We start from the raw sequence: 18,566 nt of genomic DNA, 5'->3' as shown, positions 1-18,566 counted from the left end.
CAAGCGTAGGCATACATCGAATAATGCCGGGCACGTGGCGTTCAGCGGACCTCTGGGGCATTGGTCCGCTACGTGGGAACGGGTATGGCCGACGCGTTCGGGAGAGGTCGCGGCGGCCATACCCACCCCGCGAGGCCTCCGACGTTCCCGCTTGAAGCGGAGTCGCGACCGCCCCGGCCCGGCGAGGGGCTCAGGAGCCGAAGCGCCACGATCTCAGGTAGTCGGCCTGCACCCCGGTGAGCGTGTCGATGCCGATGCCGGCGGCGGCGAGCTTGAGCCGCGCCACCTCCGCGTCGATCTCCCCCGGCACGTCGTACACCCCGGGCTCCAGCCGCGTGCGCTCCTCGGCCAGCCACGCCACGGCGAGGGCCTGGGCGGAGAACGACATGTCCATGACGGCCGCGGGATGCCCCTCGGCGGCCGTCAGGTTGACCAGGCGGCCCTCGGCCAGCAGCAGCAGGCGCCTGCCGTCGGGCAGGACGTACTCGTCGGTGTGCGGCCGCACACCGACGTTGACGGTGCGGGCCATGCCCTCCAGCGCGCGCACGTCGATCTCGATGTCGAAGTGCCCGGCGTTGGCCAGGATGGCGCCGTCCTTCATCTCGGCGAGGTGCTCGCCCCGGATGACGTCGCGGTTGCCGGTGACGGTGATGAACAGGTCGCCGTCGGGCGCCGCCTCGGCCATCGGCCGCACCTCGTAGCCCTGCAGGCTGGCGTCGAGCGCCTTCACGGGGTCGATCTCGGTGACGATCACCCGGGAGCCCTGGCCCTTGGCCCGCTCGGCCACCCCGCGCCCGCAGTAGCCGAACCCGGCCACGACCACCGTGCGCCCGGCCAGCAGCGTGTTGGTGGCGCGCATGACGCCGTCGAGCGTGGACTGGCCGGTGCCGTACCTGTTGTCGAACATCCGCTTGGTGCGGGTGTCGTTGACCGCCACCACCGGGAAGCGCAGCGCCTGCTCGGCCGCCATCTGCCTGAGCCGGATGATGCCGGTGGTGGTCTCCTCGCAGCCGCCCGAGACCTTGTCGAGCAGCTCCACCCGCTCGGTGTGCAGGATGTTCACCAGGTCGCAGCCGTCGTCGAGCACGATGTCGGGTGAGATGTCGAGGGCCTGGTGGATGTGCCGGTAGTAGGTGTCGCGGTCGACCCCGGCCCGGGCGTGCACCTCGACCCCGTACGCGCGCAGCGCGGCGGCCACGTCGTTCTGGGTGGACAGCGGGTTGGACGCCGCCAGGGCCAGCTCGGCCCCGCCCGCGCGGAGCGCGCCGACGAACACCGCGGTCTCCGCGGTGACGTGGAGGCACGCGGCTATCCGCAGCCCGGCGAGCGGGCGGGTGTCCCCGAAGCGTGCCCCGATCGCCCGCAGGACGGGCATGGAGCGCATCGCCCAGTCGATCCGCCGTTCGCCGGCGTCGGCGAGCGGCGCGTCCGCGATATTCACGTTCTCCCCCATGTGGCGAAAGGTCCCCGCGCGAGCCGCGCGGGGACCTCGGGCCCGGTCGCACCGCCCGGCCCCGAGGGGCCGGGCGGTGGCCGGGATGAGCCGGCCGGTCGATCAGTACCGGTAGTGGTCGGGCTTGTAGGGGCCCTCGATGTCCACGCCGATGTACTCGGCCTGCGCCTTGCTCAGCTTGGTGAGCTTGACGCCCAGGGCGTCGAGGTGCAGGCGCGCGACCTTCTCGTCGAGGTGCTTGGGCAGCACGTACACGCCGACGGGGTACTGCTCGGTCTTGGTGAACAGCTCGATCTGCGCGATCACCTGGTTGGTGAAGGAGTTGGACATCACGAAGCTCGGGTGGCCGGTGGCGCAGCCGAGGTTCATGAGCCGGCCCTCGGCCAGCACGATGATGGAGTGGCCGTCGGGGAAGGTCCAGGTGTGGACCTGCGGCTTGACCTCCTCCTTCACGATGCCCGGGATCTTCGCCAGGCCGGCCATGTCGATCTCGTTGTCGAAGTGGCCGATGTTGGAGACGATCGCCTGGTGCTTCATCCGGCTCATGTGGTCGGCCGTGATGATGTCGTAGTTGCCGGTGGTGGTCACGAAGATGTCGGCGGTGCCGACGACCTCCTCCAGCGTGGTCACCTGGAAGCCGTCCATCGCGGCCTGCAGCGCGCAGATGGGGTCGATCTCGGTGACGATCACGCGGGCGCCCTGGCCGCGGAGCGCGTCGGCGCAGCCCTTGCCGACGTCGCCGTAGCCGGCGACCACGGCCACCTTGCCGCCGATGAGGACGTCGGTGGCGCGGTTGAGCCCGTCGATCACGCTGTGGCGGCAGCCGTACTTGTTGTCGAACTTCGACTTGGTGACCGAGTCGTTGACGTTGATCGCCGGGAAGAGCAGCGTGCCGCTCTTGAACATCTCGTACAGACGGTGCACGCCGGTGGTGGTCTCCTCGGTGACGCCCTTGATGGCCTGCGCCACGGTGGTCCACCTGCCCTCGGAGGAGACGGTGCGGCGCAGGAGGTCGAGGATGATCCCCCACTCCTCGGGGTCGTCCGCGGAGGCCGTGGGGACGGCGCCGGCCTTCTCGTACTCGGCGCCCTTGTGGACGAGCAGGGTGGCGTCGCCGCCGTCGTCGAGGATCATGTTGGGGCCGCCGCCGTCAGGCCACATGAGGGCCTGCTCGGTGCACCACCAGTACTCCTCCAGGGTCTCGCCCTTCCACGCGAACACCGGCACGCCCTTTGGCGCGTCGACGGTGCCCTCGGCGCCCACGACCACGGCCGCGGCCGCGTGGTCCTGGGTGGAGAAGATGTTGCAGCTCACCCACCGCACGTCGGCACCCAGCGCCACCAGCGTCTCGATCAGCACGGCGGTCTGGATGGTCATGTGGAGCGAGCCCATGATCCTGGCACCGCTGAGCGGCTGCGCCTGTGCGTACTCGCGGCGGATCGCCATCAGGCCCGGCATCTCGTGCTCGGCCAGCTGGATCTCCTTGCGGCCGAAGTCGGCCAGCGCAAGGTCGGCGACCTTGAAGTCCATGCGTGTATTCCCCTCAACCCGGTCAGTGCGTCATTGCGAGTTTACGAGCCGCGTCCCCGTAAACACACCCCAGACCTCGGAAACCTGACGCGAGAATGTAAGAATTGGAGCCATGCGCATCACAGAGGCGGCGAAACGCCTGGGAATGTCCCCCCGGATGCTCCGGTACCGCGAGGCGCTCGGCCTGCTGCCGCCGACCCGCGACAAGGGCTCGCACCGGCGGTTCGGCCCCGAGGAGCTCGCCGCCGTCGGCCAGGCCATGGAGCTCGAGCGGCGGTTCGACGTCTCCCCCGCGGAGCTGGCGTTCGCGCTGCGCGTGCTCAGCGAACCGGCCGTCGCCCAGGCGATACGCGACCTGGGCCTGCGCATCGGCCGCATCCACGCCCCCCGCCGGGCGCTGGACTTCGAGCAGGAGAAGGCGCTGCGGCTGCTCCGCCAGGGCCGCTGAGCCGCCGGCGGCGGCCTCCCCGGCGTGGCCGTCCGGCGGCGGCACACGCGACGCCGGCGGCCCTGCCCGGGCGTGCGAGCCGCCGCCGTCCACCCCGTGCGAGACGACGGCGGCGCGGAGCCCTCGTGAAGAAGGCTCCGCGCCGCCGGGCGATCGTCTGGGGACCGCGGGGTCGTGGACCGGGGTGGTCTAAGGGGCGGTCACGGCCGCCCCGGACGGGCGTCGGACGCCGTCCGGGGCGCCTCGGTCAGGGAGCGCAGGAGTCGTAGGAGCGCCGCGGGCCGGGAGCCGCCGCGATGGTGCAGCGGTACGGGGCGGGGTTGATCTCCGAAGGGGGCCGGCGGAGCTTGGTCGCCTGCTCGTAGGCGTAGGCGTAGCCGATGAGCGCCGGCTCGGTCCACGCCCGGCCGAGGAAGGCGATGCTGAACGGCCGGCGGTTGGCGGCCTGGTAGCCGGCCGGCACGTTGATGGACGGGTACCCGGCGCGCGCGCCGATCCCCGCGCTGCCGCTGTTGGCGAAGAGCAGCGCGCCCAGGTCGTTGGCCTGGATGACGGCATCCAGGCGGTCCTTGCTGGCCGCCAGGTCGGCCGCGCGGTCGGCCTGGTACCTCGCCGTGTCGGCGCTGCCCGGGCTGATGTCCTTGGCCTGCGAGGCAAGCGCGTTGGTCTGGCCGAACTTCAGCGCCTCGCGGGCGTGCGCCTGGTTGTAGGCCACGATGTCGTCGATCGTCTTCATCGGGGCGTTCCTCGGCAGCCGCGCCAGGTAGGCGTTCAGGTCGCGCTTGAACTCGTAGCTCAGCACGGTCGAGCTCGGCCCGGAGGTGTCGAGCGTCACGTCGACCAGCGTGGCCCCGCGGGCGCGCAGCGCGGCGACGGCCGCGTCCCACAGGGTGCGGTTGTCGGTGCCCTCGGCCGGCACCTGGCTCGCCACGACGCCGATCCGCGCGCCCCGCAGGGCGTCGGCCGACAGGTCCTTGGTGAAGTCGTGCCCGGCCAGCGGGTTGGCCGCGGTCGCGGGGTCCTCGGGGTCGACGCCGGTGATGGCGGTCAGCTCGGCCGCGGCGTCGGCCACCGTGCGCGTCATCGGGCCGGCGGTGTCCTGGCTGGCCGCGATGGGGATGATCCCGGTGCGGCTGACCAGGCCGACCGTGGGCTTGATGCCGACGACCGAGTTGGCGTAGGCCGGGCTGAGGATCGACCCGGAGGTCTCGGTGCCGATGGTCAGGGCGGCGAAGCCGATCGAGGCCGCGACGCCCGAGCCCGAGCTGGACCCGCTGGGCGTCTGGCTGGTGTCGTACGCGTTCAGCACCTGGCCGCCGAGTGAGCTGTACCCGCTGGGCATGCCGTTGGTCAGGTAGTTGGCGAACTCGGTGAGGTTGGCCTTGCCGAGGATCACCGCCCCCGCCTTGCGCAGCCCGGTGACCAGCGGGGCGTCCGCCTTGGGGTAGGAGTCGGCCAGCGCCACCGACCCCGCGGTGGTCGGCATGCCCTTGACGTCGATGTTGTCCTTGACGATGACCGGGATGCCCAGCAGGGAGCCGTGCGGGCCCCGGCCGCGCCGTGCCGCGTCCGCCGCGGCGGCCTCGCGCATCGCGGCGGGGTTGAGGGCGCGCACCGCGTTCAGGCCGGGGCCCGAGGTGTTGAGCGCCTTGATCCGGGTGATGTAGGCCGCCGTCAGCGAGGTGCTGGTGAGCTTGCGGGCGTCCATGAGCCGGTCGAGCTCGGCGACGGTCGCGTTCTCCAGGTCGACGTCGACGGACCGGTCGGCGGCGCGGGTGCCGGTGAGGGCGGCACCCGCGGCGGGGGATGAGGCTCCGGCCACGGCGGCGAGCGCGAGGGCCAGGGCTGCGGCGCGGCGCCGGGGGGTGAACAGGCGGCCGTGCGTGCGGGTGTCGATGGCGTCCTCCACGGGCGGGGGGTGTGATCAGGACGTCGTCATGATTTTGCGACGCGGAGTCGGCCCGGTTTCCCCGAGGAGGCGATCATGTTAATTACCGCAATACGGCCACAAGCCACTTTTGGTACGTAAGCCCTGCTTGCCGGAGCATTCCCCCGCTCTCGGCATGCCGCCACCCGTTCACCCGGTACACGGGGCGGGCGAGACCACACGGGCCCGCCGCGGCGAGGCGGCGGGCCCGGGACAGGCGTCTACTCCGAGGCGTCTACTCCGGGTGGCCCGCGGCGGCGGGAGCGGTGCTCACGTGGCCGGGGTGGTAGAGGTCGGGCTCCAGGTAGATGACCCGGGCGATGGGCACGGCCTCGCGGACGCGCCGCTCGGCCTCGTCGATGCCCCGGGCGACCTCCGCCGCGGTGTCGTCGTGCTCGACGGCGATCTTGGCGGCTACCAGCAGCTCCTCGGGGCCGAGGTGCAGGGTGCGCATGTGGATGACCTTGGTGACCTCCGGGGAGTTCTCCAGCGCCTCCCGGATCCTGGTCTCCATCTCGGGGTCCGCGCTCTCGCCGATCAGCAGCGACTTGGTCTCCAGGGCGAGGATCACCGCGATGATCGCCAGCAGCACACCGATCATGACGGTGCCCACGCCGTCCCACACGCCGTCGCCGGTGATCACCGCCATGGTGACGCCGAAGAGCGCGAAGACCAGGCCCAGCAGCGCGCCGAGGTCCTCCAGAAGCACCACCGGCAGCTCCGGAGCCTTGGAGCGCCGGATGAACTGCACCCACGACGCGTCGCCCTTGACGGCCTGGGACTCCTTGATAGCCGTGCGGAAGGAGAAGATCTCGGCGATGATCGCGAAGGTCAGCACGCCGAAGGCCCAGCCGGGCGACTGGAGCTTCTCCGGGTGGGTGAGCTTGTGGTAGCCCTCGTACAGCGAGAAGACCGCGCCGATCGTGAACAGCACGACGGCCACCACGAAGGCGTAGAAGTATCGTTCCCGGCCGTAGCCGAAGGGGTGCTCGCGGCTGGCGCGCCGCTGCGCCTTCTTGCCGCCGAGCAGGAGCAGCGCCTGGTTGCCCGAGTCGGCCACGGAGTGGACCGACTCGGCGATCATGGAGGAGGAGCCCGTGAAGAGGAACGCCACGAACTTCGCCACCGCGATCGCCATGTTGGCGATCAGCGCCGCGAGGATGGCCTTGGTACCGCCGCTCGCGCTCACCTTCTGTATCCACCCATCCGTTAGACGTGCCCGCCACCGACCGTAATGCGGTGTGCAGATCCTATTGGGAAATTCTGGCCTTCAGTTCCGTGATCGGGCTCACCGGCACCGGGTCGACGCCCGAGCCCAGGGCGAGGTAGACGCCGGCGTAGTCGGCGAGGCCCACCAGCGACGCCAGCCGCTCCAGCGGGTGCTCCCCCTCGGCGGCGATCTCGCTGACCGGCACCCCGCGGTCGGTCGCGATGCGCACCGCCGTCGTGCGCGACTTGCCGGCCTGGGGATGCTCCTCCAGGTCGCGCAGCACGAACAGCCGCAGCGACAGCGCGGCGGAGTCGCCGAAGATGTCACGCTCGGCGAGGGGCCCGTCGAAGGCCACCGCCTGGCCGTGCGCCGCCTCCGGGATCTCACCCCAAATAGCAGGATATTTCGCGCTCTTGTGGATTTCGGAGGCGAACCGGTGCGCGGCGACCGCCGCCAGCGGCGAGGACCCCCAGATCATCGGGATCGTGCCGGCGACCTCGATGGCCAGCGTCTTGCCCGGGTTGATGAACGACTCGCTCGACGGGCGGCAGCGGTGCGCGATCTCGTCCAGGCGACCGGCCGTGGCCTCCACCACCTCCGAGCCCACCTCGGCCAGCCCCAGCGCCGAGGCGACGGCGAGCAGCGGCATCGTCACCGCCCACAGGTTGGCACGGGGACGGCCGACCGCCCCGGCGACCGGGACGACGGCCAGGTGCGGCGCGGACGCCTGCTCGGCGATCGCCGCCAGCGGCGAGCCCGCGCGGCCGATGGTCGCCAGCCGGCAGCCCCGGCGCGCGGCCTCCAGGGCCAGCGCCAGGGTCTCCTCGGTGGCGCCGGACGACGACACCGCGACGACCATGTCGGCGGCCCCCACCCAGCCGGGCAGCCGGTAGGAGCGCACGGTGACGATGGGAATCGGGACGCCCGCGCCGCACACGGCGGCCAGCATGTCGCCCGCGAGGGCCGAGCCGCCCATGCCCGCGACCACCAGCGCCCGGGGCCGGCTCTCGCCGGACAGCGGGACGCCGGCCTCAAGCGTGGTGCGGTGTGACGCGCGCACCTGGGCGCCGGAGGTCGCCACCGCGTGCAGCATGCCGGAGGGATCGGCCTGGGTCAGGTAGGCGGCGTCGTCCAGCCGGTCGGGCTCGAACGCGGTCACGCCTTGCGCGCCTCGTCGACCAGGAGCACCGGGATGTCGTCGCGGACGGGGTAGACCAGCCCGCAGGTCTGCGAGGTGCAGGCGAGCTCGTCGCTCTCGGGCACGGCGCTCAGCGGCGACTTGCACGCGGGGCAGGCCAGGATGTCGAGCAGCCATTCGTCGATCTTCACGGTCAACTCCTCACGATGGCGAGCACCCCGTCGCGGACCGCCGCCATCTGCTGTTCGTCGGCCGCCTCGGCGTTCAGCCGGAGGAGCGGCTCGGTGTTGGACGGACGAAGGTTGAACCACCAGCCGGGGCCAAGGACGGTGAGCCCGTCGAGGTCGTCCAGGGTGACGCCGTCGCGGCCGGAGTAGGCGGCGCGGACCCGCGCCAGCGCGGCCCCCTGGTCGCCGACGGTGCTGTTGATCTCGCCGGAGGCCCGGTAGCGGGAGTAGCGCTCCAGCAGCGCGGACAGCGCGCGATCCTGCTCGCCGAGGGCCGCCAGCACGTGCAGCGCGGCGAGCATGCCGGAGTCGGCGAACCAGAAGTCGCGGAAGTAGTAGTGCGCGGAGTGCTCCCCGCCGAAGACCGCGCCGGTGCGGGCCATGTCGGCCTTGATGTAGGAGTGCCCCACCCTGGTGCGCACCGGCACCCCGCCGTGCTCAGCGATGATCTCGGGCACCGCCCGGGAGGTGATCAGGTTGTGGATCACCGTGGCCCCCGGGTGGCGCGCCAGCTCCCGCACCGCCACCAGCGCGGTGATCGCCGAAGGCGGCACGGACTCGCCCCGCTCGTCGACCACCCAGCAGCGGTCGGCGTCGCCGTCGAAGGCCAGGCCGAGGTCGGCCCCCTTGTCGAGCACGGCCTTCTGCAGGTCGCGCAGGTTCGCCGGCTCCAGCGGGTTGGCGTCGTGGTTGGGGAAGGTGCCGTCGAGCTCGAAGTACAGCGGCACGACCTCCAGCGGCAGCCCGTCGAACACCGAGGGGACGGTGTGCCCGCCCATGCCGTTGCCGGCGTCGACCACCACGCGCAGCGGCCTGATGCCCGACAGGTCGACCAGCTTGCGCAGGTGGGCGGCGTACCCGGCGAGAAGGTCGCGCTCGACGACCTCCCCGGAGCCGGGGCCGCCGGGGCCGCCCGCGGCGAGGATCTCGGCGGCGCGGTCGCGCACGAGGGTGAGCCCGGTGTCGGAGCCCACCGGCACGGCGCCCGCGCGGCACAGCTTCATGCCGTTGTATCCCGCCGGGTTGTGGCTGGCCGTGAACATCACGCCCGGCAGCCCCAGGCTGCCGCTGGCGTAGTACAGCAGGTCGGTGGAGCCGAGGCCGGTGTCGACGACGTCGGCGCCGCGGGCGGTGGCGCCGCGGGCGAAGGCGGCGGCGAGCGGGCCGGACGACGCGCGCATGTCGCGGGCGATCACCACGGCCTCGGCGGAGACCACCTCGACGAACGCGGCGCCCACCGCCGCGGCGACGTCCTCGTCGAGCTGGGCCGGGACGAGACCGCGGATGTCGTACGCCTTGAAGATGGTGGCGAGGTCGCCCACTACCGCTCCGCCCCTACGTCGGTGTTCTGTCCGCCCACGAGCCTACTGTGTTCCCTCGCGCCCCTTCACAAGATCGCGGCGATGCGTCCGAAGCCCCGGAGCGGTCGCGTGAGCCGGTGGATCGGGCCTTCGGGAAGGGCGGTCACCGCTCCAGGTTCTGCTGGGCGGACCGCAGGACGCGCAGGTGCCCGCGGCGCCCCACCTCGACGCCCTGGCCGACCGGCTCGCCGGAGGCCTTGGCGGGCCTCGCGGCCTCGCGGACGGCGTTGGCGAGCGCTTCGAGGTCGTCGCTGGTGGGCTGGCCCGGCTCCGAAGGCAGCCGGACGACCTCCCACCCACGGGGCGCGGTGAGCCGCTCCGCATGGTCCGCGCACAGGTCGTAGCAGTGTGGTTCGACGTACGTCGCCAGCGGTCCGAGCACTGCGGTCGAGTCGGCGTAGACGTACGTGAGTGTGAAGACGGCAGGCTGCCTGCAGGCGGTACGGGAACAGCTGCGGACGGGGCTCACGGAGGGACCGTATCCGGTCCGCGTTCACATTGCCACCACCCCGGTCCTCTTAACGAGCGTGTCGCCACAATTCGGACACGTGCCGTGCGGGGACGGGCCTCGCCCCCCAGCCCGGACGCCGCTTGACCGGTGAGGCTCACCATCTGTCCGGCCGCCGGCCACGGGAGGCGGTGCGGGAGCGGAGAAGCACGATCTAGGCTTGCCGTGTGAGTACGGCCCCCGGCGGCAAGCCCCGCCCCAACGGCCCGCGGCGCCGCGACCGGCACGGCCGCGGCATGCGTGGTCCGCTGGCCCCGTCGCACGTGCCCATCGCCCGCTCCCGCAGCGAGAGGTTCGACGACTTCGTGCTCGACGCCGTCGACCGTCTCAAGCCCAAGTGGAGCGGCCAGCTGTCCTCGGTCGAGTTCGCGGTGGAGGACGTCCCCCCGGTGGACGAGCTGCTCGACGGCCCCGGCCGCCTGTCGTCCGACCCCATCCCGTTCGGCCGCGTGCAGCCGGCCGAGGACGGCTCCCCCGCCATCGTCGTCGTCTACCGCCGCCCCCTGGAGGCCAGGGCCCGCGACCGCGACACCCTCGGCGCCCTGGTGCACGACGTGGTCGTGGAGCAGGTGGCGACCCTGCTGGGCCTGTCGCCCGAGACCGTCGACCCCGGCTACGACGACCGCCACTGATCGGCCGCTAGGGCAGCACGGCGGCCGGCGACTCCACGGCGGGGCGCACGACGGCGTACGTGCGGGCCGGCCCCAGGGGCTGGGCGGTCAGCATGAGCCCGTCGCCGGTGCGCTCGTCGAGCACCCGGCCGCCGTAGACGGGGCCCGAGCCCGGCAGGGGCAGCACGACCACCCCGAAGTCGCCTCGCCCGCCGGGGGCGTCGAGCTCGACCTCCTCGGTGCGGGCGGCGGGGATCGCCACGTCGACCGGCGGCGGCGCGGCCCCGCGCCGGGGCAGGGCCTGCACGCGCACCCGGGCCGCCGCGGCCGGGGCCGAGAGGATGAGGCGCGACGAGACGTCCTTGCCGCCGCGGTTGTCGGCGACGACGCTGCCGACGTCGATGGGCCCGGCCCCGGCGGTGAACGCGATGTCCTGCCGGGTGCCGGTGCCGGTCGCCGTCAGGCCGGCCACGATGGGGACGTCCGAGGTGAGCACGACGGCCGAAGGCTGGCCGCCGATGCCGGTCGACAGGTCGAGCGAGGCGGTGGACCCCGCGGGCACCTCCAGCGTCTCGCGGTTCTTCATGGCGTAGAAGCCGTCGGCGGTCAGCGCCTTGACCCGCACCACGGTGTCGGCCTCGCCCGGGGCGCTGACGTACAGCTCGCGCAGGCCGCCGCCCCCGGGGATGCCGGGCACGACGACGGTGGTCGCGGGCGCGGCGGCGGCGGGGAGCCAGTCGGCGCCCTTGCCCTTCTCCAGCACCACCCGCGCGGCGGCGGCCACCCGGCCGCTGCTCGTGCGGACCTCGACGGCCATCACCAGGGGCGAGGGGGCGAGGTCGCGCAGCCGGACGACGCGGTGCTCGCCGGGCTTGAGCACGAGCCCGCTGCCGGACTCGCTGACCACGGGCCCCTCGCCGGAGTAGACGACGATCTCCAGGACGGCCTGGGCGGTGTCGGCGTTGGCCAGGTGCAGGGTGACGTCGGCGCCGGCCGCGGGGCCGGGGCCGATGAACCACGCCTGCGCTCCGGGCTCCGCGCAGCGCACCCCCGCCAGCCCGCGGACCTTGCCGCCCGCGTTCCTGGTGGTCTGGGAGGCCTCCAGGCCCGAGGCCATGGCCCCGGTGCCGGAGATCTCCAGCGGGGCCGACTTGGCGGGCACCTCGCGCTGCCACAGCAGCCCGGGCCGGTCGGGCGCCGAGGCCGCCGGCGCGCCGGCCTCGGGGGCCGCGCCGACCTCGGCGACCGTCGCCAGGCCCTTCCCGCGGCCGCCCGGCGGGGTGAGCGCGCTGACCCGGGCGCCGCCGGGCTCGGGACACACGGTGGTGACCGACTCGACCGCCACCCTGGCGGGCGTCACCGCGACCGGGGTGGCGACCGCCGGACGGGTGACGGTGGCGACCCCGAAGAGCGCCCCCAGCGCCGTCAGCACCAGCACCAGGAACCCGAACCGGCTCTCGACCACGGCCTTCACCGCGCCGGCGCCCTTCATCAGACCGGCACCTCCTCCTTGTCGGCCTCGGCCGGGGCCTCGGCGTACTCCTCGGCGGCCTCGGGCGCCCGGGCGCCCGGGGAGGCGAAGACGGCCGCCAGGACGACGAGGCCGAGCTGGGCCCACAACCAGAGGCCGTGCCAGAAGGTGTCGTAGGCCACGGTGACCCGGCCGCCGGTGGGCGGCATCTCGAACCCCTGAGCCCAGCCGTCCACGGTGACGGCGGCCAGGGCGGAGTCGCCGACGGCGGCGGCCCAGGCTCCGGCGGGCTCCGCCAGGACCAGCGTGCGCTTCACCGCGCCGGCGGGCACGGCGAAGGTGAGCGCGCCGTCCCCGGCCCGGACCGGCTCGACCGGGGTCCTGCGGCCGTCGGGTTCGAGCAGGAAGGCACGCCCCAGGGGGCGGGCCATGCGCCACAGCCCGGAGGTCGCCGACAGGCTCACCCGCGCGAGGGCGGGGTCGGAGTCGAGCGCGCGGCGCACGACGGGGTCGACCGGGCCGGGCACGGAGATGAAGCGGACGCCGAAGGCGGCCAGGGTGAGGGCGTCGTCGCCGCCACGGCCGGACGCGACCCCGGCGACGACGGCGGACAGCCGCTCGCGCGCGGCGGCGGCCACCGGAAGCTCGGTCTCGCCGATCAAGGGCGTGCGGCCGCGCACCAGGGTGAACGAGAGCCTGCCGTCGCGGGTGGAGCGGAGCAGCAGCGTGCTCTCGCCGCGGGTGGAGTTGGCGGTCGCGAACTCCGAGACCACCTCGGGGGTGCCGCGCCGGAGCGGGCCGGGCACGCCCTCGTTGATCCACAGGCCCGCGGCGGCGAGCGGCGTCGCGCAGGCCACCAGCACCATGAGCAGGGCGCCGGCCCTTCGCGCGCCGCCGGCGCGGTGCAGCTCGACGACGCGGTGGCCGGTGATCGCGGCGGCCACCATCAGGCCGATGGCCGCGAACGCCAGCGGCACACCCGGCCAGGCGGCGACGCCGTCCACCGGGACGCGGCTGACCACGATGGCGACCAGCACGCCGAAGACCGCGACGCCCCACCCCGTGACGACCACCATCTGGTGCCTGCGGAACAGCAGCGCGGCGAGCGCGGCGGCGATCAGGCCGGCGGTCGCCCACACCGGCGGCACGCCGGGCCCGCCGGGGTTGAGCGTCAGCAGGGAATCGGCCGCCAGCCGCGGGTCGGCCAGCGACGGCCGGTGCAGCCCGGCCTCCAGCAGGACGCGACCGGGGTCGGCCGCGAGCTGGGCCAGCCAGGGGAACAGCAGCACGAGCGGCACCGCCATGGCGATGCCCAGCGAGACGCCCACGCCGCGCCGCACCCCGGCGAACGACAGCGCGGCGAGACCGCCGAGCGCCGCGACCAGCACGTACACCAGGGGGACGAACGCCGTGCCGACCGTGAGCAGCAGCCCCAGCGCCCACGCGGCACGGCGGGCCCGCCGCCGTTCGGCGGTGAACACCCTCGCGGCGAAGGCGGCGTAGGCGGGCAGCAGGACGAAGACGACGGCCGTGCCGAGCCGCCCGGCGGCGACCGCCCCCGTGGCCACGGGAAGCAGGGCGTAGGAGGCCGCGAGCAGGGCGCGCGCGAGCGGCTGGGAGATCATCGAGCGGGTGGCCACATAGGCGGACAGGCCCGCCAGCGGGACGCAGCCGAGCAGCAGCACCGAGACGGCCAGCCACGTCTTGCCCAGGAAGATCGTCGAGAGGACGGCGAGCACCGCCACGTACGGGGGCGCCCACCCGCCCGACCCCAGCCCCGCCGCGTGGTAGCCCGAGGTGTACAGGTTCCACAGGTCGGACGCGCCGCCCACCACGGGGACGAGCGCGCCGCCGCCGAGCACGCCGCCGTAGACCAGCGAGCGTTCGGCGGCCAGCGTGACGGCGGTCAGGGCGAGGACCAGCAGAACACCCGGGTTGCCGAAGAAACGCTGCATGAGCCCGGCGTCGGTGAGCAGCTCCTCGCCGTCGTCCCGGGAGGCCTCGGGGATGACCGCGTGGTGCCGCCCGGCGGAGTCGATCGGCCCCGCGCCCGACAGGAAGCTCTGCACCATGTCGGCCAGCCGCCGGTAGGCCATGCCCCGGGGCGTGAACAGCTTGACGACCTCCGGGTAGCCCTCTTTCCTGCCCTGCCTGCGCGCTTTGCGCGCGGCCATGAGCCTGCGGGGGGAGCCGAGCACCGAGGCCAGCGCGACGATCTCGTCCAGCGCGTTCGCCGGTTGCTTGGCGAGCAGCAGCAGGACGGTGCGGAACAGCGAGGCGAAGGTGTTGCGCACGACCGACCACAGAAGCGACCGGAACGGCAGGTTCGCCATGACCACGAAGATCGCGTTGCGGCGGTCGAGCCGGCGCGGGTGGTCGGTGCTGGCGGTGAGGCGCCGGCGGCGGCGGGCGGCGGCCTCGGCGTGCCAGGCCACCGCGTCGGTGACGTTCAGCACGCGGTAGCCGGCGGCCGTGGCACGCCAGCACAGGTCGAGGTCGTCGCGGAACAGGGGCAGGCCGGCGTCCAGCCCGCCGAGAAGGTCCCACACGTCGCGGCGGATCAGCATGCCGGCGGTGGACACCGAGAGCACCTGCCGCACGCCGTCGTGCTGGCCCTGGTCGTACTCCCTGGCCTCCAGCCCGGTGTCACGCCGCCCCGACCGGTCGACCGTGACCCCGGCCTCCAGCAGCAGCCGCCGGTCGAGCCAGTCGCGCAGCTTGGGGCCGAGGATCGCCGCCTTCTCGTCGGAGGCGGCCGTCCACAGCAGCGCCTCAAGCGCCTGCGGATGGGGCGCGCAGTCGTCGTGCAGGAGCCAGATCCACTCCTGCCCGCCGGTGCGCGGCAGCCGGTCGAGCACCGCCGCGACCGCCTCGCCGAACCCGGTCGAACGGGGAAGGGTGAGGACGTTGCCGGCGCCGAACGCCTCGGTGAGGATCGCGGCGCACCCGTCGCGGCTGCCGTTGTCGACCCCGACCACGCGGTCGAGCGGCCGGGTCTGGCGCAGGACGCCCTGCAGCGTCTCCCTCAACCACCGTGCGCCATCGTGGGCGACGACGATCGCTGTGACGGACGGGGGCGGCGGGTGCACGGAGGTGGTGTCCTAAGGGGCTCGTGTGGCTGTGCGCCGATCACGATACGGCACCCCCGGCATACCGGGTCAGGCACTCTGGCAATCCGCTGCGTCGGACGGCGCGGGCGTCACGCCGTCCGCTCGCCGGCTCGCGGCCCCCCGGCCGCGGCCCGCGTCATGGTCTCTCAGCCGGCCTCTCGCTTGATGCGCCGGCGTTCCCTCTCGGACAGTCCCCCCCAGATGCCGAACCGTTCATCGTGCTGCAACGCGTACTCCAGGCATTCGGCCCGCACCTCGCAGGACCGGCACACCTTCTTCGCCTCTCGCGTGGACCCGCCCTTCTCTGGAAAAAACGCCTCCGGGTCGGTCTGCGCGCACAGCGCACGCTCTTGCCATCCCAGCTCTTCCGCGCCGAGCATCTGTGCCATGACCAGATCGGTCACTGCACACCTCCTGCTGATCGCACGCCCGCCCCGCAACGGAGCCCCCCTTTTGAACACCTTCCGCAATACCCACACTGTGAAAGGCGTAACAACACAGTTGTAATTACACGCGTGTGCCGCATGTGGCGTCAAGCGGCATGACGGTATCCGGGGAAAGACCAGCTCACCCCGGTATACGGGCTCAGGCGAAATATGCGGCCCCTCACACATGCCGCCCGGCGGAGAACCAGCGTCCTCCGTCGCCCTCGATGATCAGTGCCCTCAGCGGTCGGAACCGTACCAGGGCCTTCCCTGATCAAGACCAGACGCTGTCTGATCTCTACCGCCGCTTTCCTCCGCCCTTACCTGGGCGGACCTGTCGGGCGCGTAGATGGCCGTCGGGTCGATCGGCTCGTCCCTGCGGCCCTGCGGATCGGTCGTCGCCGCGGGGTCGGAGGGGGGGCCGGCGGGGTCGGGACCCGCCGCCGGGGCGGGCGGCGGCATCGGCGCGTTCAGCGGGTCCCGCTGGTAGGCCTTGGGGTCGAAACGCACCGTCCTGTCGGCCGGCGGCTCCTCCCAGCCGGGCCCGGCCGGGGGCTGGTACTGACGCTGCTCGGAGCCGGCCTGGTAGGGCTGGTCCTGAACCCCCTGGTAGGGCTGGTCCTGAGGAGCCCCCTGGTAGGACGACGGCTCGGGTGCCGGGCGGTACGGCTCCTGGGCGGGCTGGTACGGCCGCTCCTGGCCCGTCTGGTAGGGACCCGCGTCCTGCGGGGTGCGCGGGTAACCCGCGGGCTCGACCGGCTCCTGGGGGTGGCCGAACGGGCCGCCGTAGCCGGGGGTGCTCCCGGGCTGCGTCGTGTACCCCTGCGCGTCCCCGGCGCCGCCGTGCTCGTCGGGGGCCTGGCCGCCGGGGCTCTGGGCCTGCTTGTAGTTCTGCGCCTGCTGGTAGGCCTGCGCGATCTGCTGCATGCGGGGGTCGGCGGCCTCGGCGTACATCGCCGACGGCTCGGAGTGGCGGGTGAACTCCCCGGACGCGTACCCGGTGCCGTACGGGTCGGTGCCCTGCCCCGCCGAGCCCTGCCCGTACGCGCCCGGCTGCGCCGCCTGCCCGTAGGGAGAGCCCTGGTCCAGCGGGCTGGACTGCGGGCCCGTCTGGCCATAGGTGGCGGGCTGGTCCAAGGGGCTGGCCTGCGGACCGGTCTGACCATAGGCCGGTGGCTGGTCCAGCGGGCTGGACTGCGAACCGGTCTGACCATAGCCCGACGGCTGGTCCAACGGGCTGGACTGCGGCCCCGTCTGGCCATAGGCCGGAGGCTGATCCAAGGGGCTGGACTGCGGACCGGTCTGACCGTAGGCCGGAGGCTGGTCCAGCGGGCTGGACTGCGAACCGCTCTGACCATAGCCCGACGGCTGATCCAACGGGCTGGACTGCGGCCCCGTCTGGCCATAGGCCGGAGGCTGATCCAAGGGGCTGGACTGCGAACCGCTCTGACCATAGCCCGACGGCTGATCCAACGGGCTGGCCTGCGGCCCCGTCTGGCCATAGGTGGCGGGCTGATCCAACGGGCTGGACTGCGGCCCCGTCTGACCGTAGGCCGGAGGCTGGTCCAGCGAGCTGGACTGCGAACCGCTCTGACCATAGCCCGACGGCTGATCCAACGGGCTGGACTGCGAACCGGTCTGACCATAGCCGGACGGCTGGTCCTGCGGGCCGGGACGGCCGTAGGCCGAGGGCTGGTCGAGCGGGCTCGACTGGGGGCCCGTCTGACCGTACGCCGAGGGCTGGTCCGGGGAGCCGCCGTAGGGGGTCGGGGCCGTCAGCGGGTGCGGGAGTGCCTGCCGGGCGCCGGTGGTGTAGGCGTCCGGGGAGCCGAAGGCGTCGGAGGGGTTGAACGGGGCGGCGGGGGAGCCGAAGGCCCCGGTGCCGCGCGGGGCGACGTGCGTGTCCTGCGGGTCCGCCGCCTGCCGCGGCCGGCCGCCCTGCTCGAAGACGTCGCCCTGCTGGTGAGGCGCGAACGCGCCCGAGCCCTGCGGCGGCTGCTGGTAGCCGTAGGGGCCGTACGCCTCGGTCGGCTGGGAGTGCTGGGGCGTGTAGACGTCGCTCGGGCGCGGCTCGGTCATGTACGGGCGCGGGCCGGGCGCGGTCGTGTCGCCGGGGCCGTACGGGCGCTGCTCCGGCATGGAGGACTGCTGGTCGGCGGCCAGGTACGGCTGCGGGGCCGGCGTGCCGGGGCCGGGGGGCAGCGCGGGCGGGCCGAGGGGGTTGTCGGAGGCGTGCGGACGGCCCTGCGACGGCTGCCCGGACGGGCCGCGCTCGCCGAAGGCGCCCTGCGGGTGGCCGCCGCCCTGCCCCATCCCGGCGAAGGCGCCCGTCCCGGCGGGCACGGGGCCGCCGCCGTTGGGCCCGGGACCGCCCATGCCGGGGTTGCCGGGGAAGCCACCGCCCGGGCCGTTGGCGCCGGCCATGCCCGGAGCGCCCGCCATGCCGGGGCCGCCCGTGCCGGGGCCGTTCATCCCCGGGCCGTTCATCCCCGGGGCGTTCATCCCCGGGGCGTTCGTTCCGGGGCCGTTCATCCCGGGGCCCATGCCGTGGGGGCCGCCGGGCTGGGAGCCGAAGGAGCCGGGGAAGGCGCCCTGGCCCGGCCTCGGGCCGAACCCGTCCGCGCGCGCGGACCCGGCGGGCAGGACGGAGATGCCGTACACCAGCGCGATCACCGTCAGGGCGAGCGGGGGCAGGCCGGCCAACAGGCACTCGACGACGCCGGAGAAGCCGCCGCCGGTCAGCGCCCCGACGAGCGCGACCACGCCGAGCACGGCCGACAGCGCGAGCAGGACGACGGCGAGCAGGGTGACGAGGCGGGCGCGGGGCGTCGGGGCGCCGAACCGCGTCGCGAGCAGGACGGCGCCGATGCCGAGCGCCACCTGGACCGGTGACAGGAGCGTGGTGAGCGTGAAGGCCGCGCGCGCGCCGAAGGGCACGACGGGGCCGCCGAAGAACAGCCGTCCGGCGCCGTCCAGAACCTGTGCGCCCACCCCCACGAGCATGATCCAGGCCGCGGGCTCTCGGAGCCTTCCGGGCTCAACTCTGACCACAACTACCCCCCAATGGGTCCATACGGCACCCGAAGTTTCGCACATCTCCCCACTTACGGGGCGCGAGACCCAACAACCTCACTGATCACTTAAGTG

Annotated in this window: 14 protein-coding genes; 2 read left to right on the top strand and 12 right to left on the bottom strand. The window is 73.6% G+C overall.

Annotation, left to right across the window (positions count from 1 at the left end):
* Positions 1-190 precede the first annotated feature (190 nt).
* Both PYR91_RS20670 and ahcY read right to left on the bottom strand, forming a co-directional pair.
* A complete protein-coding gene (locus tag PYR91_RS20670) occupies positions 191-1,453 on the bottom strand; it encodes an adenosylhomocysteinase (protein ID WP_279781862.1) in 1,263 nt (420 codons plus the stop codon).
* 102 nt (positions 1,454-1,555) lie between these two features.
* Complete coding sequence (ahcY, locus tag PYR91_RS20665) at positions 1,556-2,983, bottom strand: adenosylhomocysteinase (RefSeq protein ID WP_279781861.1); 1,428 nt, start codon at positions 2,981-2,983, stop codon at positions 1,556-1,558.
* Between the two features lie 112 nt (positions 2,984-3,095).
* Here ahcY and PYR91_RS20660 point away from each other — a divergent pair, with 112 nt between their 5' ends.
* On the top strand, positions 3,096-3,431 hold the full coding sequence (locus PYR91_RS20660) for a MerR family DNA-binding transcriptional regulator (RefSeq protein ID WP_279781859.1): 336 nt from the start codon (positions 3,096-3,098) through the stop codon (positions 3,429-3,431).
* Between the two features lie 247 nt (positions 3,432-3,678).
* Here PYR91_RS20660 and PYR91_RS20655 read toward each other — a convergent pair whose 3' ends face one another.
* The 6 genes from PYR91_RS20655 to PYR91_RS20630 form a co-directional block, all read right to left on the bottom strand.
* Positions 3,679-5,340 (bottom strand): amidase family protein, encoded by a 1,662-nt coding sequence (locus PYR91_RS20655; protein ID WP_279781857.1) that lies wholly within the window; start codon positions 5,338-5,340, stop codon positions 3,679-3,681.
* A gap of 253 nt (positions 5,341-5,593) precedes the next feature.
* Entirely contained in the window at positions 5,594-6,547 is a 954-nt protein-coding gene (locus PYR91_RS20650; RefSeq protein ID WP_279781855.1) for a cation diffusion facilitator family transporter, read from the bottom strand.
* A gap of 61 nt (positions 6,548-6,608) precedes the next feature.
* Positions 6,609-7,727, bottom strand: coding sequence for an SIS domain-containing protein (locus PYR91_RS20645; RefSeq protein WP_279781853.1), 1,119 nt, complete (start codon positions 7,725-7,727; stop codon positions 6,609-6,611).
* Positions 7,724-7,897, bottom strand: coding sequence for a Trm112 family protein (locus tag PYR91_RS20640; RefSeq protein WP_347943357.1), 174 nt, complete (start codon positions 7,895-7,897; stop codon positions 7,724-7,726). The genes PYR91_RS20645 and PYR91_RS20640 overlap by 4 nt, the downstream gene beginning before the upstream one ends.
* A 2-nt stretch (positions 7,898-7,899) precedes the next feature.
* Positions 7,900-9,255, bottom strand: coding sequence for a phosphomannomutase/phosphoglucomutase (locus PYR91_RS20635; protein ID WP_279781849.1), 1,356 nt, complete (start codon positions 9,253-9,255; stop codon positions 7,900-7,902).
* Between the two features lie 142 nt (positions 9,256-9,397).
* Positions 9,398-9,763 carry a DUF3499 domain-containing protein gene (locus PYR91_RS20630; RefSeq protein ID WP_279781847.1) on the bottom strand — a complete coding sequence of 122 codons (366 nt, stop codon included), beginning with the start codon at positions 9,761-9,763 and terminating at the stop codon, positions 9,398-9,400.
* A 206-nt stretch (positions 9,764-9,969) separates the two neighbouring features.
* On the opposite strand from PYR91_RS20630, the gene PYR91_RS20625 reads away from it, so the two are divergent.
* Positions 9,970-10,434 (top strand): metallopeptidase family protein, encoded by a 465-nt coding sequence (locus PYR91_RS20625; protein ID WP_279781846.1) that lies wholly within the window; start codon positions 9,970-9,972, stop codon positions 10,432-10,434.
* A 7-nt stretch (positions 10,435-10,441) separates the two neighbouring features.
* Here the strand turns inward: PYR91_RS20625 and PYR91_RS20620 are convergent, their stop codons facing one another.
* The 4 genes from PYR91_RS20620 to PYR91_RS20605 form a co-directional block, all read right to left on the bottom strand.
* Positions 10,442-11,905 carry a DUF5719 family protein gene (locus PYR91_RS20620; RefSeq protein ID WP_279781844.1) on the bottom strand — a complete coding sequence of 488 codons (1,464 nt, stop codon included), beginning with the start codon at positions 11,903-11,905 and terminating at the stop codon, positions 10,442-10,444.
* A complete protein-coding gene (locus PYR91_RS20615) occupies positions 11,905-14,913 on the bottom strand; it encodes a glycosyltransferase family 2 protein (protein WP_279781842.1) in 3,009 nt (1,002 codons plus the stop codon). Before PYR91_RS20615 ends, PYR91_RS20620 begins: the two co-directional genes overlap by 1 nt.
* A gap of 227 nt (positions 14,914-15,140) precedes the next feature.
* The gene (locus tag PYR91_RS20610) at positions 15,141-15,383 is read right to left on the bottom strand and encodes a WhiB family transcriptional regulator (protein ID WP_184889896.1); all 243 of its coding nucleotides are present in this window, start codon (positions 15,381-15,383) and stop codon (positions 15,141-15,143) included.
* Positions 15,384-15,659: 276 nt separating this feature from the next.
* Entirely contained in the window at positions 15,660-18,410 is a 2,751-nt protein-coding gene (locus PYR91_RS20605) for a hypothetical protein (protein WP_279781840.1), read from the bottom strand.
* Between the last annotated feature and the right edge of the window lie 156 nt (positions 18,411-18,566).

Origin of the sequence: Sphaerisporangium sp. TRM90804 (assembly GCF_029846175.1) — a bacterium.
In the GTDB taxonomy this organism is placed as follows: Bacteria; Actinomycetota; Actinomycetes; order Streptosporangiales; family Streptosporangiaceae; genus Sphaerisporangium.
The sequence above is the reverse complement of the archived record's forward strand: the minus strand, read 5'-3'. Positions and strand labels throughout refer to the sequence as shown.

What these genes read in the sequence shown, in the direction of transcription:
- PYR91_RS20670 (WP_279781862.1), bottom strand. Translation starts at nt 1,453, where the DNA reads ATGGGGGAGAACGTGAATATCGCGGACGCGCCGCTCGCCGACGCCGGC.
- ahcY (WP_279781861.1), bottom strand. Translation starts at nt 2,983, where the DNA reads ATGGACTTCAAGGTCGCCGACCTTGCGCTGGCCGACTTCGGCCGCAAG.
- PYR91_RS20660 (WP_279781859.1), top strand. Translation starts at nt 3,096, where the DNA reads ATGCGCATCACAGAGGCGGCGAAACGCCTGGGAATGTCCCCCCGGATG.
- PYR91_RS20620 (WP_279781844.1), bottom strand. Translation starts at nt 11,905, where the DNA reads ATGAAGGGCGCCGGCGCGGTGAAGGCCGTGGTCGAGAGCCGGTTCGGG.
- PYR91_RS20610 (WP_184889896.1), bottom strand. Translation starts at nt 15,383, where the DNA reads ATGGCACAGATGCTCGGCGCGGAAGAGCTGGGATGGCAAGAGCGTGCG.